Genomic DNA, 14,777 nt, shown 5'->3' on the forward strand with positions numbered 1-14,777 from the left:
AGCGGTTGACCGGGCCGGAGGGGGTCACCCTTCGGCCCCTCTTCTTTTCGAGGAGGCGGGATGCTCGTCGTGCGCCACGCGGTGGTCGGCCCGTTCGCGGCGAACGCCTGGCTCGCCGCCTGCGACCGCACCGGCGAGGCCGTCGTCGTCGACCCCGGCGGCGACGTCGCGCGCGTCCTCGCGCTCGCCGACCCGGGCGGCTACCGGGTCGTCCGGATCTTCTGCACCCACGGACACATCGACCACGTCGCGGGCGCCGCCGAGACGAGGCGCAAGACCGGCGCGCCGCTCGCGCTGCATGCCGCCGATCTCCCCTGGCTCGAGGCGCTGCCCCGCCAGGCCGAGATGTTCGGGTTCGATCCGGTCGAGGTGCCGGTCGTCGACGCGTCGCCCGTGGACGGCGAGACCTTCCGCCTCGGCGCGTGCGAGGCGAAGGTCCTCCACACGCCCGGCCACAGCCTGGGCTCGGCCTGCCTCCTCTTCCCGGAGGAGAAGATCGTCTTCACCGGCGACACGCTCTTCGCCGGCTCGGTGGGCCGGACGGACCTCCCCGGCGGCGACTTCGACGCGCTGTTCCAGTCGATACAGACGAAGCTGTTCGCGCTCCCGGACGAGGTGCGGTTCCTGCCCGGCCACGGCCCGGGCGGCACGATCGGCGAGGAGCGGGCGTCGAACCCGTTCGTCGGGCAGAACCCGCGGCGGGGAAGGTTCGTCTAGGTCGCGCGGAGCCGAAGGGCGCGCCGGGAAGAGAACCGCCGCGTCCGTGACACCGGACGCGGCGGCAGGTGCAACCGGCGGAGCGGCCCTGCGTCAGCCCATCGACACCACGCCGACGATGTTCTGCCCGGCGTCGACGTGCAGGATCTCGCCGGTGACGTTCGCGGCGAGGTCGGAGCACAGGTAGAGGGCGGCGCGGGCGCAGTCCTCCTGATCCACGTTGCGGCGCAGCGGCGTCCGCTCCGCGTTCTCGGAGAGCATCGCGCGCATCCCCTTGATGCCGGCCGCGGCGAGCGTCTTGATCGGGCCCGCGCTGATCGCGTTCACCCGGATGCCGTCCTTGCCGAGGTCCTCCGCGAGGTATCGGGTGGACGCCTCGAGCGCCGCCTTCGCGACGCCCATCACGTTGTAGTTCGAGACCACCTTCTCGGCGCCGTAGTACGTCAGCGACACGATCGACGAGCCCGGCGGCATCATCGGCTTGAACGCGCGCGCCAGCGCGATGAGCGAGTACGCCGACACGTCCATCGTGATCTGCCAGATCTCGCGGGTGGTCGCGTCGGTGAAGCGCCCGTCGAGCGCGCTGCGGGGTGCGTACCCGATCGCGTGGACGACGACGTCGACGCGGTCCCACACCTTCTTCACGTCCGCGACGGTCCGCTCGATGTCGGCGTCCTTCGAGACGTCGCAGTCGAGGATCGCCTTCGCGCCCAGGCCCTCGGCGAGCGGCCGGACGCGCGCGCCCATCGCCTCGCCCGGGTACGTGAAGACGAGCTCGGCCCCCTCGCGGTGGAACGCCTGGGCGATCGCCCACGCGATCGACCGCTCGTTGGCGACGCCGGTGATGATGGCGCGCTTGCCCTTCATGAGCCCGCCGAGCGACAGCGGGGAGTCCTGGTTCTCGGTCATCGTGCTCCTGCTCCTCTGGCGCGGACCGCCTCGAGCGCGCTCCCGAGCTCGCTCTGCGCGTGTCCGTCCTGCTTGCGGGCCGCCTGGGCGATCCCGTCCTCGTAGGCCTGCGCCGCCTCGGCGTCCTTCCCGGCCGACTCGAGCGCCTGCCCGAGCATCAGATAGGTCGGCACGTAGTCCGGCTTGCGGCGCGCGATCTCCCGGAACTCCGCGACGGCGTCGTCCACCCGGCCCGCCGAGCGGAGGGCCATGGCGAGCGAGTACCGCGCGAAGGGATCGTCCGGGCTCTTCTCGACGAACTTCCGGAAGGCCTCGAGCCGCTGCTCCGGGGTCATGGGCCGCCCGTTGTACCCCGGAACGACGGCTCCACTCCAGTGCCGACCGCCCCCGCCGCGCTACACTCCCCGCCCATGGGACCCGCTCTCATCCCTGGCTGCACGGGCGTGCTCGTCGCCGGCGGACGCGCGACGCGGATGGGCGGCGTCCCCAAGGGGCTGCTCGTCCTGGACGGCGAGCCCATCGCCGCCCGCGCGCTGCGGCTCTTCCGCCGGCTCTTCGACGACGTGCTCGTGGTCGCGAACGACCCCGCGCCGTACGCCGCGCTCGGCGCGCGGATCGTTCCCGACGTCGTACCGGGCAAGGGCGCCCCGGGCGGCGTGCACGCGGCGCTCTCCGCCGCGAGCACGGACTGGGTCTTCGCCGCGGCGTGCGACCTGCCCTTCCTGGACGAGCGGCCGATCCGGTGGCTCGCGGAGCGGCGCGGCGGCGCGGCGGCGGTGCTGGTGCGGTTCGGCGGACGCCTCGAGCCGCTCCACGCCTGCTGGTCTCGGGCGTGCCTGCCGGTGCTCGACGGCCTGCTCCGCGCGGGCGACCCGTCGCTCCGCGCCGTCGCCGCCGCGGTGGGCGCCCGCGTGATCGAGGAGGCGGAGTGGCGGACCGTGGACCCGGCGGGCCGAGCGTTCGAGAACGTCAACACGCCCGAGGACGCGGCGCGGCTCGGCCTCCACCAGCCGTAGCCCAGGTCGACGCGCCCGCGGTCCGGGGCGCCCTCGCCCGCCGGCTACGACCAGCGGAAGAAGCGGAGCGCGAGGCCGAACGCGAGCGCAGCCACGGCGGCGAGGAGCGCGGCCTGCGCCCAGACGCCGGCGAGCCCGGCGCCCTCGTTCATCACGGCGCGCAGCGCGTCGTTGAGCGCGGTGAGCGGGAGCGCCCGGATCGCGGGCTGCATCGCGCGCGGGAAGTTGTCCGACGAGAAGAACACGCCGGAGAGGATGAACATCGGCATCATCACGAGGTTGATGAGGCCCCCGACCGTCTGCGTGTTCCGCGCGCGGCTCGCGACGAGGAGCCCGAGGCCGGAGAACGCCAGCGCCCCGAGAACGGCGACGCCGCCCAGCGCGAGCCACGAGCCGCGCATCGGCACGTCGAACGCGAGCATCGCGAAGCCGACCAGCACCGGCACCTCGACCACGAGGAAGAAGAGCCGGACGATCACGAACGCGAGCAGCCACTCGCTCCGTCGCATCGGCGTCGCGACCATGCGCTTCAGGAGCTTCTTCTGCCGGTCCTCGACGATGACCCAGCCGATGCCCCACATCCCCGCGGACATGACGTTCATCCCGAGGAGCCCCGGGACGAGGAAGTCGACGTAGCGCGCGCCGGGCTCGGTGACGCGCGCGTCGGCGGGGCGGAAGACGTCGGCGCGGCCCGCGGCCCGCTGGAGCAGGTCGTCGACGGAGGCGCGCGCGAGGCGGCTCTCGGGCCGCGTCGGGTCGGTCCGGTAGGTCGGCGGGTCGCCCGGGACGACCACCAGCGCGGCGCGCCCGGTGCGGAGCGCCGTGCGGGCCGCCGGCTCGGGGAGGATCTCGGCGGCGACGCCCGGGTCGGCGGCGAGCGCCGCGCGCACGGCCTCGGCGCCGGGGCCCTCGATCACCGCGGCGCGCACGGGCTCGGGCGGCCGCGACCGGAACGCGATCCCGAGCGCGATCGTGAGGAGGATCGGGAACCCGAAGCTCCAGAACACGGTCGACGGCTCCCGGAAGAACGCACGGATCCGGACGAGCACCAGCTGGGCGAGCGGGGACCGGTCGAGGAGGCGCGGCGCGCGGCGGCGCGCCACCGGAGCGGCGAGGTCAGTCACGGAGCCTCCGGCCCGTCAGGGCGACGAACACGTCCTCGAGCGTCGCGCGGTGGGTGGACAGCGCCGAGAGCGCGACGCCGCGCCCGTCGAGCCGGTCGAGGAGCGCCGGGAGCGCGAGGTGGAGCCGGTCGACGGTGAGCGCCCAGCCCGCGGCGCCGCGCCGGACCGCCTGGACGCCGGGGAGCGCGCGCAGCTCCGGCTCGGAGACGCCGTCCGCGGGGGCCTCGAACTCGACCACCTCGTGGCCCACCACCCGCTGGATCAGCTCGCGCGGCGTGCCGAGCGCGATGACCTTCCCGCGGTCGACGATGGCCACGCGGTCGCAGAGCCGCTCGGCCTCGTCCATGTAGTGCGTGGTGAGGAGCACCGACCGCCCCTGCCGCTTCACGTCCGACACGACATCCCAGAGCTGCCGGCGCGACTGCGGGTCCAGGCCCGTCGTGGGCTCGTCGAGGAACAGCAGCTCCGGCTCGCCGACCAGCGCGCACGCCACCGCGAGCCGCTGCTTCTGGCCCCCGGAGAGCCGGTCGTAGCGGGCGCGGCGCTTCTCCTCCAGCGACACGAGGCCGATCACCTCGTCCTCGCTCCGGCCCCGCGGGTAGAACGACCGGAAGAGGCGAACCACCTCCTCGACGGTGAGCCGCTCGGGCAGGTGCGTCTCCTGGAGCGTGATCCCGACCCGCGCGCGGAGGTGCGCCGCGTCGCGCTCCCAGCGCGCGCCGAGGATCTCGACGTCCCCGGCGGTGGGCGGCAGCAGGCCCTCCAGGATCTCGACGGTCGTCGTCTTGCCCGCGCCGTTCGGCCCGAGCAGCCCGAAGCACTCGCCGCGGCGCACCTCCAGGTCGAGCCCGTCCACCGCGACGACGTCCGGCGGGTAGCGCTTCACGAGACCGCGGCAGCGGATGGCGAGGTCGGACACGGGCGAGAGAGATAGCGCGCCGCGGCGAGGGCGTCAGCCGACGACCCGGTGGACGAGGATCGTGCCGGCGAGGCCGCCGGCGAGGCAGCCGAGGAGCGTCGCGGCGAGGTAGAGACCCGCGGCCAGGAACCGGCCCTCCTGCGCGAGCGTGATCGTCTCCCAGTTGAAGGACGAGTACGTGGTGAAGCCGCCCATCACGCCGGTCGCGAGGAACAGCCGGAGGTGCGGGGAGACCGACTCCGTCGTGATCGACGCGGTCATGATCACGGCGAGCAGGAACGAGCCGATGACGTTGATGGCGAGGGTGCCGCGCGGGAACCCGGGCCCGAACGCCGCGAGCGACCAGGTGCCGACGAGGTACCGCGCCCCGCTGCCGAGCGCGCCTCCGACGCAGACGAGGAGGAGCTTGTCCACCCGTGCCCTTTACCTCGCCCGCCCCGGCCGGGCAACATGCGGCTCATGCCCGGGAAGGACCCCCTCGCCCCGCGGCGAGCGATCCTCGCCGACCTCGCCGCCGGCGACGTCATGACCCGGCCCGCGATCTCGGTCGAGCCCGCGACGCCGCTCGTCGAGGTCGTGGTGCGGATGGCGGCCGCGCGGCGGCGGGCGCTCCCGGTCGTCATGCGCGGCTTCGTCGTCGGCATCGTCACGCAGAGCGACGTCGTCGCGCGCGGCACCGGCGCGGCGGTGGAGCCCGGCGAGGCCGCCCTCGGCCCCGGCGACGCCGAGCACCTCGTCGAGCGCATCGCGCGGTCCGGCCGGGTCGCGCGGGACGTGATGACGCCGGAGCCCGTGACGGTGGGCGTCGCGATGCCGCTCCGCGAGGCGGCCGAGCTGATGGCGCGGCGCCGCCTGAAGCGCCTGCCGGTGGTGGACGCGGCGGGGCGGCTCGCGGGCGTGCTCTCGCGCGTCGACGTGCTCCGCGCCGTCGCGGGCGGCGGATGGGAGGCGAACGACGCCGTGGGCGGCGGCGGACTCGACGCCGGCGCGCCGCTCGGGGACGTCATGCGCCCGGACCCGCCGGCGGTCCGGCCCGAGACGCCGCTCGAGGACGTGCTGCCGCTGGTCGCCGCCTCCGGCCTCGATCACGCCCTCGTCGTCGACGCGGACCGGCGCGTGCTCGGCGCGGTGTCCGACGCGGCGCTCCTCGAGCGGCTCGCGCCGCCGGTCCGGCGCGGCGTCTTCTCCGCCTCGCTCCACGGGTTGCCGTTCGGCCACCTCGAGCGGGAGCGCGCCGAGCGGCGCGCGGTCGCGCGGACCGCGGCCGACGTGCTCGGGCCGGTGGCGACCGCGGCGCCGGACCTGCCACTGCACGAGGCGATCGCGCTCGTGCTGCCCGGCGCCCACAAGCTCCTTGCGGTCGTCGACGCCGAGGGGCGGCTCGTGGGCGCGCTGGATCGGGCGGCGCTGCTGCGCGGCCTCCTGCCCGCGAATCCCTAGGTCTTCGGCTACTCCGGGCGCGAGAGCGCCCGCCAGCGCTCGACGGTGAGCGCGTCCAGCTCGCGGCCGTACACGCGCGGATCGAAGGCGCGGCCGTCCATCGCCGCGCTCGTCGCGTCCGCGACGACGAGGCCGATGGCGTGGATCGCCTCGTGCCGCGGCAGGCCTCCGGCGAGCAGCCGCTCGAGCGCGCGCCGCACCTCGGGCGGGTCACCCGCCGCGAGCTGGTTCTCGACCACCAGGTGGAGCGCCGCGTGGAGCCGCGGCCGAGGCGTCCGGGCGTGCGAGGCGAGCCCGCGGTGGTGCGCCTCGACCGCCTCCAGGCGGTCGCGCTCGTCCTCGGCGAGCCACGCGGTCGGCTCCGGAGCCTGATCGGCGTCGTAGGGCAATGGGGTCCTCCGGGGCGGAGACTAGCGGCGCGGCGAGCGCCGCGCCAGCCGGGGGAGCGCGGCCGGGCGCGGTCCCGAGCGGTCCGGTCCGGTCTCCTCTGTCGGGCGTACCCTGGTCTCGCGCGGTGGGGCGCCGGTGGTCGCCGCCCGCGCGGGAGGTGTCCGATGGCCGTCGCGCCGCTCTCGCCGGGGATGCTCCGCCGCCCGGGCCTCTCGCCCGACGCCGCCTTCGAGACCACCGACGACCTCCCGGACCTCGAAGGCCCGCTCGGCCAGGACCGCGCGGTCGCGGCCCTGCGGTTCGCCATCGCGATGCCGGGGCCTGGCTGGGGGGCGTACGTGATGGGCCCGCCCGGCTCGGGGAGGCACGCCCTCGTCCTCCGGATGCTGGAGCGCGCCGCGGCCGAAGCCGAGACGCCGTCCGACTGCTGCTACCTGAACGACTTCGCGGAACCCCGGCGCCCGCGCGCCGTCGAGCTGCCCCCGGGCCGCGCGCTGGCGCTCCGCGCCGACATGGACCGGCTCGTGGCGGAGCTCCGCGTCGCGATCCCGGCGGCCTTCGAGAGCGCCGATCACCGGGCCCGCCTGCAGCTCCTCGATCACGAGCTGGAGGAGGCGCGCGAGCGCGCGGTGGACGAGGTCCGGCAGCGGGCGAACGCGCGGGGGATCGCGCTCCTGCGCACGCCGATCGGCTTCGGGTTCGCCCCGGTGAAGGACGGCGAGGTGATCGAGCCGGACGCGTTCCACGAGCTGCCGGAGGAGGTCCAGGAGCGCGTCAAGCGCGACATCACCCAGCTGCAGGCGGACCTCCAGCGGACGCTCCGGTCGATGCCGGACCTGGAGCGCCGCCACCGGGAGAAGGTGAAGGAGGCGAACCGCGAGGTCGCGCTCCACGCGGCCGGCCACCTCCTCGACGAGCTGCAGCGGCGCTACGCCGACCTGCCGGCGGTCCTCGCGCACCTCGACGCCGTCCAGCTGGACGTGCTCGAGAACGTCCACGAGTTCCTCGCGGGCGCCGACGGCGACAGCGATCTCCCCGCGCAGCTGCGGAAGCTCCTCGCGGACACGCCGGCGCTCCAGCGCTACGGCGTGAACGTGATGATCGACCACTCCGGCCATACCGGAGCGCCGGTGGTCCAGGAGGATCTGCCGACCCTCGCGAACCTCGCCGGCCGCATCGAGCACCACGCCCACTTCGGCGCGCTCGTCACGGACTTCACGCTCATCCGCCCCGGCGCGCTCCACCGCGCGCGCGGCGGGTGGCTCGTCCTCGACGCGCGCAAGGTGCTCGCCCAGCCGTTCGCCTGGGACGAGCTGAAGCGCGCCCTCCGCTCGCGCGAGCTCCGGATCGAGCCGCCCGAGCGGCTCCTCGGCATCGGCGGGACGTCGTCCCTCGAGCCCCAGCCGATCCCCCTCGAGGTGCAGGTCGTGCTCGTCGGCGACCGGTTCCTGCACCACCTGCTCTCCGTGCTCGATCCCGAGTTCCCGGAGCTGTTCAAGGTCGTCGCCGACCTCGAGGACGCGATCCCGCGCACCGCCGCGAACGACCTCGACTTCGCGCGCCTCGTCGCGACGATCGCGCGCCGCGCGCGGCTCCGGCCCCTCGCCCGGGAGGCGGTGGAGCGGGTGCTGCAGGAGGCCTCGCGCCTCGCGGGCGACGCGACCCGGCTCACCGCGGACGTCGCCTCCGTCTCGGACGTCGTCGTCGAGGCCGACCACGAGGCGGACGCGGCGGGCCGGAGCGTCGTGGCCGCGCGCGACGTGACCGCCGCGCTCGCCGCGAGGGAGCGGCGTGCCGGCCGGCTCCGGGACGAGCTGCAGGAGGAGATCCGCCGCGGGACGCTCGTCGTCGAGACGTCGGGCGCGCGCGTCGGGCAGGTGAACGGGCTCTCGGTCGTCGGGATCGGCGGGCGCTGGTTCGGGCGCCCGAGCCGGATCACCGCGCGCGTCCGGCTCGGCCGCGGCGAGGTGGTGGACATCGAGCGCGAGGTCGCGCTCGGCGGCCCGATCCACTCGAAGGGCGTCCTCATCCTCGCGGGGTTCCTCGGAGGCCGCTACAGCGCCGACCGCCCGCTCACCCTCGCGGCGTCCATCGTCTTCGAGCAGTCGTACTCCGGCGTCGAGGGCGACAGCGCGTCGTCGGCGGAGCTGTACGCGCTCCTCTCCGCCATCGCCGGCGTGCCGGTCCGGCAGGGCCTCGCGGTGACCGGCTCGGTGGATCAGCTCGGACGCGTCCAGGCCGTCGGCGCGGTCACCGAGAAGGTCGAGGGCTTCTTCGACGTCTGCCGCGCCCGCGGCCTCGACGGCACGCAGGGCGTGCTCTTGCCCGCGGCGAACGTCCCCCACCTCGTGCTGCGGGAGGACGTGCTCGCGGCGCTGCAGGAGGGGACGTTCCGGATCTGGCCCGTCGAGACGATCGACGAGGGCCTGGAGCTCCTCACCGGGCTGCCCGCGGGCGCACCGGACGACGCGGGCCGCTTCCCGGCCGGGACCGTGAACGGGCGCGTCGCGGCGCGGCTGGAGGCGCTCTCGGAGCAGGCGCGCCGGTTCATGATCGCGCCGGTCGCGCCGGTCGCGGAGGGCGGGGGGCGCGGCGATGGCTGAGGACCGCGCGTTCGCGCCGCGCCGCATCGTCGTGGCGCTCGACGCCTCGCCGGCGAGCCTCGACGCGCTCGCGGCGGCGGCGCGCCTCGCGGCCCGGCTCGGCGCTCCGCTCGCGGGGGTGTTCGTCGAGGACGAGGAGCTGCTCCGGCTCGCGGAGCTCCCGTTCGCGGCGCTCGTGCGCGCGGCCAGCGGCGCGCTGCAGCCGCTCGACCTCGCCGCGATGGAGGCCGCGCTGCGCGCCCTCGCGGCGGAGGCGCGCGCGGCGGTGGACGGAGCCGCGGCGCGGTCGGGCATCGGGGCGTCGTTCCGCATCGTGCGCGGGCGCGTCACCGCGGAGGTCCTCGCGGCGGCCGGCGAGGGGGACCTCCTCGTGCTCGGCGCGGCCGGTCACGCCCGCGGCCCCCGCGCGTCGGTCGGCGCGACGGCGCGGGCGGCGGCAGCGTCCGCGCGCGGGCCGGTGCTGCTCCTCGCCCGCGGCGCGCGCCTCGGCGAGCGGGCCGCCGTGGTGGATGATGGCAGCCCGGCGGCGGCTCGTGCCGTCGCGGTGGCGCGCCGGCTCGCCGGCGAGGACCACCCGCCCGCGATCGTCCGCGCCGCCGGCCGGCCCGGCGCGACGGCGGCCGCCCTCGCCCGCCTCGCGCCGGCCGTCGCCGTCCTTCCCGCCTCCGCGACCGACGATCTCGACCGGCTCCTCGCGCTCGGCGCGGCCGTGCTCGTCGTCCGGTGAGCCGGCGGCGGATCAGCGCCGCGCCCGGCGATCCTCCGACACCCGCGGCCACCGGCCCATCCGCCGGACCGGCTTCCACCGCGCGTCCGTCGAGGCCTTCCGTGCGACGTCCCCGACCACCTCGAGCAGGTCGGTGACCGTCACGATCCCGACGAGACGCGTCTCGTCGAGCACCGGCAGGCACCCGATCGTGCGGCCGCGGAGCAGGTTCGCCGCCTGCCGCAGCGTGGTGGCCGGCGTGGCCGTCGCGACGCCCTCCGTCATCAGCTCGCCGACGGTGCGCCCCGACCGGATCGCCGCCCCGCGCGCGCCGCCGAGATCGCGCTCCGACACGATCCCCACCACCCTCCCGCCCTCCACGACCACGAGGTGCCGGATCCCGCCCGCCCGCATGCGCTCGTACGCGAGTTCCGCGCTCTCGCCCGCGGTCGCGGTCCTCACCGCACGTGACATGATCTCGTCGACTCTCATGGCGTCCCCCCCGTCGGCCGGGCGCGCCGGCGCGGCCCGCCCCGCTACCCGCGATGTCACCACCCGCGGCGCGCCGGGTCGAGCGGTCGTGGGGGTCGCAAGGTTCGCGCCGGATGCCTGGCGCTCGCGAGCGCCCGCCGGCCTCCCTGCCGCAGCCCGGCCGAGGAGGTCCGGCACCTGGCGCGTCCGCGCGCGCGGCCCTCCTGCGGGGACCTCCGTCCGGAGCACCCGTCGGACCCCGTCGTTCCTCCAGCGTCCCGGCGGTACAAGGAAGGTGCAGGCACCCCGCCGGCGACGGCAGCCGGGAGGCGCCGCCGCCGGCGTCGCGCCGGCGGAGGCGGGGACCATGATGAACTGGGTCGAGATCCTGTGCGCGGTGGACTTCTCCCGGAGCGCGCGAGACGCGCTGGAGACCGCCGCCGACCTGGCCCGCAAGGTCGGCGCCCGGCTCACGCTCGTGCACGTGCACGACGTGCCGCGGGCACCCGGCGCGCGCGTCCAGGTCCAGCCGGAGCAGGTGCAGCAGGAGGCGGACGAGGTGCGGCGCAAGCTGGACGCGTGGCGCGCCGAGGCGGAGCGGCGCACCGGCGCGCCGGTCCGTGCCATCGTGGAGAGCGGCGCTCCTGCGGAGGTGATCGTGCACGTCGCACGATCCGGTCGATTCGACCTCCTCGTCACGGGAACGAACGCGCGGCACGGCCTCGGCCGGCTGCTGCTCGGCTCCGTCGCGGAGCGCATCGTGCGGGACGCGCCCTGCCCGGTGCTCGTCGCGCGCTCGCCGCCTGACCACGGAGACTGACCACGTGGCGCGCGCCGCTGCCGTCCCGGAGGCGCGCGCCGCGACGACGTCGGCGCCGCCCATGCCGGCGAGGCGCGCCGACGTCGAGTGGCTGCGGATCCTCGGTATCCTGCTCGTCTTCACGCTCCATGCGGCCGAGCCGTTCAACCCGTGGGACGCGTGGCACGTGGTGAGCCCGGTCCAGAGCAAGTGGCTCGGCGAGCTGGCGTTCTTCCTCGCGCCCTGGATCATGCCGCTCTTCATGCTCCTCGCGGGCGAGAGCGCCTGGTACGCGCTGGAGCGGCGCACGGCGCGCACGTACGTGCGCGAGCGGATCCTGCGGCTCGGGCTGCCGCTCGTGGCCGGGATCCTCGTCCTCGTCCCGCCGCAGGTCTGGCTGGAGCGGCGCCTCCGGGGACAGTTCGACGGCTCGTTCCTCGCGTTCTACCCGCACTTCTTCGAGGGCATCTACCCGCAGGGCAACTTCTCCTGGCACCACCTCTGGTTCCTCGTCTTCCTCCTCGCGTTCGCGCTCGTGACGCTGCCATTGTTCCTGTGGCTCCGGACGCCGGAAGGGCGGCGAACGATGGCGCGGCTCGCGGCGCCGTGCACCGGCCCCGCCGGGCTCGCCTGGATCGTCCTGCCGGCGGTCGCCGTGAGGCTCGCCCTCGAGCTCGTGCTCGCGGGGTTCGCGCCCATCGCCTACGACTGGTCCAGTCGCGGGCTGCTCCTCCCCGCCTTCATCGCGGGCTTCGCGCTCGCGGGCGAGCCCGCGCTCCGGGAGGCCGTGGATCGGCAGTGGCGGACCGCGCTCTCGCTCGCGCTCGCGTCGTCGGCGGCGCTCGGGGTGTGGGCGTGGCCGGGGCACGTCCTCGACCGGCTCCCGGCGCCCCGCTCGCTCGCGGGCACGCTGCTCTGGGGCGGCTACGCCGCCGCCGCGTGGTGCTGGCTCGTCGCGCTCCGGGGCGGCGCGCGCCGCCACCTCGCCGGCGCGCGGACGCCCGCGCTCGTCCGGACGAGCGCGCTCGTCTACCCGTTCTACGTCCTCCACCACCCCGTGATCGTCGCCGCCGCCGTCGCCGTCGTCGTGCGCGGCCCGCGGCTCCCGGCCTCGTTCGCCGCGGTGTGGGGCGTCTCGCTCGTCGTCACGGTCGCGCTGTGCGCCGTGGTCGACGCGAGCGGGCCCCTCCGCGTGCTCTTCGGGCTCGGCCGGCGGGCGAAGCGCTAGCGGGGCGCCCCGCGCGCCTCGTCGCGCGCGAGGCCCTCGCGGCCGCGGCGGAGGTGGTCGGCGAGGAACGCGCCCACGCGCGCCTCGTACTCCGCGGGCGTGAACGCGTGGAGGTCGACATGGGCGGCGCCCTCCACCGCCCAGAACGCCTTCGGCTCCGGCGCCGCGTCGAACAGCGCGCGCGACTCGTCGAGGGTCGTGTACCGATCGGCCGTCCCGGCGAGGACGAACACCGGCGCGGTCTCCTGCGCGATCCGGTCGATGGGGCGGAGCTGCTCGGGCGTCACGCCGCTCCGCGGGAACAGCCACGCCATCGCCCCGGGCACGAGCGCGCCGCCGAGCGGACCGAGCCACGCCCGGAGCCGGTCGCGGACCGCGTCGCGGATGGTCGGGTAGACCGACTCGAGCACGAGCGCGTCGACGGCGAGCGGCGCGGGGCCGAGCAGGGCCGCGGCGCCGCCCATCGAGACGCCGATCACGCCGATCCGCTCGTCCGGGAGGACGGTCCGGAGGAAGGCGAGCGCGGCGCGGGCGTCGCGGCTCTCCAGCGCGCCGTACGTCGGCTGCGCGTCGCCGCTCTCCCCGTGGCCGCGGAAGTCGATGAGGAGGACGGAGTAGCCCGCCGCCTCGAGGAACCTCGCCCGCCCGACCATGTCGAGCCGGCTCGCGCCGATGCCGTGCAGCAGCAGCACCGCGCCCGCGCCCGCGCGTCCGCGCGAGAACCACCCGTCGATCGTGCTGCCCGACCCGCTCCGCAGGGACACCGCGCTCGCCCTCAGGTCGGGGGGTGGGAGGGCGAGCGAGCCTCCTGGAACGCCCGCCGTCGCGCACTGGACGAGGAGGAACCCGAGGATCACGGCGAGCACCGCGGGGCGGGCGAGGGGCGAGCGGGATGTCGTGGAGACGGACGGGAGCGGCATCGGAGAGCGGGCGCGGGCGGTCCGCCGGATGCGGCCGACGCCGGGTAGATGTAGCGACGCGCGCGGCCCGTCTCAATCGTCCCGAGGCGGCAACCGCGGGCGGGCGACGGCTCGCCTCCGCTGCGCCGCTGCCGCCAGGACGGGCGCATCGCACATTCCAGCCCGGAGGTGCCGCCATGGCTGACGAGAACGACCGGCAGGAGGAGGGCCAGGAGGAGCCGCTGCTGAGCGACGTCGAGGTGCTCGCGTCCCTCGCGCGGCTCGACCTCGAGGCCGCGCTCGCCTACGAGGCCGCCGCGGAGGTCGCGGAGGACGGCGAGCTCGCGGCCCAGCTCCGGCGCTTCGGCGAGGACCACCGCCGGCACGTCGACGGCCTCGCGAGCGTCCTCGAGCGCGAGGGCGCCGCGGAGCTGGCGCCGTCCGAGGACACGGTGGCGCCGATGCTCGCGGGGCTCGCGCGGCTCGCGGCGCCCCTCGGGCCGGAGTCCCTCGTCCTCGCGATCCTCGCCGACGAGCAGCTCACGAACCTGAGCTACGAAGACGCGCTCGCGTACGACTGGGACGAGGACGAGGAGCAGCTGCTCGAGGGGTTCCGCGCCGACGAGGAGCGGCACATGCGCTGGCTCTCCGATCGGCACGACGCGTTCGAGCGGACGGTCGGGGATCTGCCGGAGGCGCCCGGGTAGCGGCGCGGACCCGCCCCGTCCGGCGCGCCCCCGTGACCCCGTCGTCCCGAAAGGTAGTGGGCGCGAAGGGCGGGAAGCCGAACCTTGTTTGCATCCCGCGCGCCGCGCCGGCCGCGGCGCGCCGGACTTCGCATGGATCAGCTCGTCGACGTCTGGGAGTTCCCCCGAGGGTTCGACGTCGCGTCCGTCGCGGAGATCGCGCGCGACCGGCTCAGCGAGCCCGACCTCCGGGCGCACCTGGTCTCGAGCCGGGGCGACGTCCTCACGCTCCAGGTCGCGCAGGGCCGGCTCACGGTGCACGTCGAGATGCTGCTGTACGTGGCCGGCCGCGGCGCGTTCGAGCTGCTGCGGCGCGAGGTGTGGCCGGAGCGGCGGGAGCTCCTGACCCTGCGGGCGTTGCGGCCGCCACCCGCGTGAAGCCAGGAGCCCGTTCCCGGTGAGCCTGTCGAGCCACGGGGCGGAGCGGCGCCGGGTCACCATGAGCCCCGGCCCTACGTCGTCGGAGGCTCCACGGCACGGAGCAGGTCCGCGATCTTGAATGGCTTGATGAGGACCGCCGTCGCGAGGGCGCGGACGGCCTCGTCCACCTCGCCACCGGTGGTGACGATCACGCGGATCCGCCGCCCGACGTCCGTCGACCGGAGCAGCTTCAGGACCTGTACGCCGTCGAGGTTCGGCATGCGCAGGTCGAGCACGATGACGTCGGGGATCACGCGGCGGATGGTGCCGAGCGCGGCGATGCCGTCCTCCGCGACCTCCACGGACCATCCCGCCCGCTCGAGCTCGTGGCACACGAGATCGCGCTGATCCGGATCGTCTTCCACCACGAACGCGCGCATGGACGCCCGC

General features: G+C 75.9%; 18 protein-coding genes. 9 read left to right on the top strand and 9 right to left on the bottom strand.

The features are described 5' to 3' along the window. Positions 1–60: 60 nt before the first annotated feature. The gene (locus AMOR_RS05990; RefSeq protein WP_248359596.1) at positions 61–717 is read left to right on the top strand and encodes an MBL fold metallo-hydrolase; all 657 of its coding nucleotides are present in this window, start codon (positions 61–63) and stop codon (positions 715–717) included. Positions 718–810: 93 nt separating this feature from the next. Here AMOR_RS05990 and AMOR_RS05995 read toward each other — a convergent pair whose 3' ends face one another. Both AMOR_RS05995 and AMOR_RS06000 read right to left on the bottom strand, forming a co-directional pair. Then, the gene (locus AMOR_RS05995) at positions 811–1,626 is read right to left on the bottom strand and encodes an enoyl-ACP reductase FabI (RefSeq protein ID WP_248359598.1); all 816 of its coding nucleotides are present in this window, start codon (positions 1,624–1,626) and stop codon (positions 811–813) included. After that, complete coding sequence (locus tag AMOR_RS06000; protein ID WP_248359600.1) at positions 1,623–1,961, bottom strand: tetratricopeptide repeat protein; 339 nt, start codon at positions 1,959–1,961, stop codon at positions 1,623–1,625. The genes AMOR_RS05995 and AMOR_RS06000 overlap by 4 nt, the downstream gene beginning before the upstream one ends. A 75-nt stretch (positions 1,962–2,036) precedes the next feature. Between AMOR_RS06000 and mobA the strand changes: the two genes are divergently transcribed. Next, a complete protein-coding gene (mobA, locus tag AMOR_RS06005) occupies positions 2,037–2,642 on the top strand; it encodes a molybdenum cofactor guanylyltransferase (protein WP_248359603.1) in 606 nt (201 codons plus the stop codon). Positions 2,643–2,686: 44 nt separating this feature from the next. Here the strand turns inward: mobA and AMOR_RS06010 are convergent, their stop codons facing one another. Genes AMOR_RS06010 through crcB form a run of 3 tightly spaced genes read right to left on the bottom strand, consistent with a single transcriptional unit; the run spans position 2,687 to position 5,099 of the window. After that, positions 2,687–3,766 carry an ABC transporter permease gene (locus tag AMOR_RS06010; RefSeq protein WP_248359606.1) on the bottom strand — a complete coding sequence of 360 codons (1,080 nt, stop codon included), beginning with the start codon at positions 3,764–3,766 and terminating at the stop codon, positions 2,687–2,689. Next, the gene (locus AMOR_RS06015; protein ID WP_248359609.1) at positions 3,759–4,685 is read right to left on the bottom strand and encodes an ABC transporter ATP-binding protein; all 927 of its coding nucleotides are present in this window, start codon (positions 4,683–4,685) and stop codon (positions 3,759–3,761) included. Before AMOR_RS06015 ends, AMOR_RS06010 begins: the two co-directional genes overlap by 8 nt. A gap of 33 nt (positions 4,686–4,718) precedes the next feature. Then, positions 4,719–5,099: a fluoride efflux transporter CrcB gene (gene crcB / locus AMOR_RS06020; RefSeq protein ID WP_248359612.1), complete on the bottom strand. Its 381-nt coding sequence runs from the start codon at positions 5,097–5,099 to the stop codon at positions 4,719–4,721. 45 nt (positions 5,100–5,144) lie between these two features. On the opposite strand from crcB, the gene AMOR_RS06025 reads away from it, so the two are divergent. Next, positions 5,145–6,125, top strand: a complete 981-nt coding sequence (locus AMOR_RS06025; protein ID WP_248359614.1) for a CBS domain-containing protein — start codon at positions 5,145–5,147, stop codon at positions 6,123–6,125. A gap of 8 nt (positions 6,126–6,133) precedes the next feature. Here the strand turns inward: AMOR_RS06025 and AMOR_RS06030 are convergent, their stop codons facing one another. Next, complete coding sequence (locus AMOR_RS06030) at positions 6,134–6,514, bottom strand: DUF1841 family protein (RefSeq protein ID WP_248359617.1); 381 nt, start codon at positions 6,512–6,514, stop codon at positions 6,134–6,136. A gap of 165 nt (positions 6,515–6,679) precedes the next feature. Here AMOR_RS06030 and AMOR_RS06035 point away from each other — a divergent pair, with 165 nt between their 5' ends. Together AMOR_RS06035 and AMOR_RS06040 are read left to right on the top strand one after the other, a co-directional pair. After that, positions 6,680–9,118 (top strand): Lon protease family protein, encoded by a 2,439-nt coding sequence (locus tag AMOR_RS06035; protein ID WP_248359620.1) that lies wholly within the window; start codon positions 6,680–6,682, stop codon positions 9,116–9,118. Continuing rightward, positions 9,111–9,845, top strand: coding sequence for a universal stress protein (locus AMOR_RS06040; protein ID WP_248359622.1), 735 nt, complete (start codon positions 9,111–9,113; stop codon positions 9,843–9,845). The genes AMOR_RS06035 and AMOR_RS06040 overlap by 8 nt, the downstream gene beginning before the upstream one ends. Positions 9,846–9,857: 12 nt before the next feature. On the opposite strand, the gene AMOR_RS06045 is transcribed toward AMOR_RS06040, so the two are convergent. Further along, positions 9,858–10,316 (bottom strand): CBS domain-containing protein, encoded by a 459-nt coding sequence (locus AMOR_RS06045; protein WP_248359624.1) that lies wholly within the window; start codon positions 10,314–10,316, stop codon positions 9,858–9,860. Between the two features lie 346 nt (positions 10,317–10,662). On the opposite strand from AMOR_RS06045, the gene AMOR_RS06050 reads away from it, so the two are divergent. Then, complete coding sequence (locus tag AMOR_RS06050) at positions 10,663–11,115, top strand: universal stress protein (protein WP_248359626.1); 453 nt, start codon at positions 10,663–10,665, stop codon at positions 11,113–11,115. A 4-nt stretch (positions 11,116–11,119) separates the two neighbouring features. Next, on the top strand, positions 11,120–12,322 hold the full coding sequence (locus AMOR_RS06055) for an acyltransferase family protein (RefSeq protein ID WP_248359628.1): 1,203 nt from the start codon (positions 11,120–11,122) through the stop codon (positions 12,320–12,322). Here AMOR_RS06055 and AMOR_RS06060 read toward each other — a convergent pair. Next, positions 12,319–13,242, bottom strand: coding sequence for an alpha/beta hydrolase (locus AMOR_RS06060; protein WP_248359630.1), 924 nt, complete (start codon positions 13,240–13,242; stop codon positions 12,319–12,321). The two genes, AMOR_RS06055 and AMOR_RS06060, sit on opposite strands and share 4 nt — an antisense overlap. Positions 13,243–13,418: 176 nt before the next feature. Between AMOR_RS06060 and AMOR_RS06065 the strand changes: the two genes are divergently transcribed. Continuing rightward, positions 13,419–13,928 carry a ferritin-like domain-containing protein gene (locus AMOR_RS06065; RefSeq protein ID WP_248359632.1) on the top strand — a complete coding sequence of 170 codons (510 nt, stop codon included), beginning with the start codon at positions 13,419–13,421 and terminating at the stop codon, positions 13,926–13,928. A 132-nt stretch (positions 13,929–14,060) separates the two neighbouring features. Further along, positions 14,061–14,345 carry a hypothetical protein gene (locus AMOR_RS06070; protein ID WP_248359635.1) on the top strand — a complete coding sequence of 95 codons (285 nt, stop codon included), beginning with the start codon at positions 14,061–14,063 and terminating at the stop codon, positions 14,343–14,345. A 74-nt stretch (positions 14,346–14,419) separates the two neighbouring features. Here the strand turns inward: AMOR_RS06070 and AMOR_RS06075 are convergent, their stop codons facing one another. After that, a complete protein-coding gene (locus AMOR_RS06075) occupies positions 14,420–14,767 on the bottom strand; it encodes a response regulator (RefSeq protein WP_248359638.1) in 348 nt (115 codons plus the stop codon). Positions 14,768–14,777 lie beyond the last annotated feature (10 nt).

This window comes from Anaeromyxobacter oryzae (genome assembly GCF_023169945.1).
GTDB classification, from domain to species: Bacteria; Myxococcota; Myxococcia; order Myxococcales; family Anaeromyxobacteraceae; genus Anaeromyxobacter; species Anaeromyxobacter oryzae.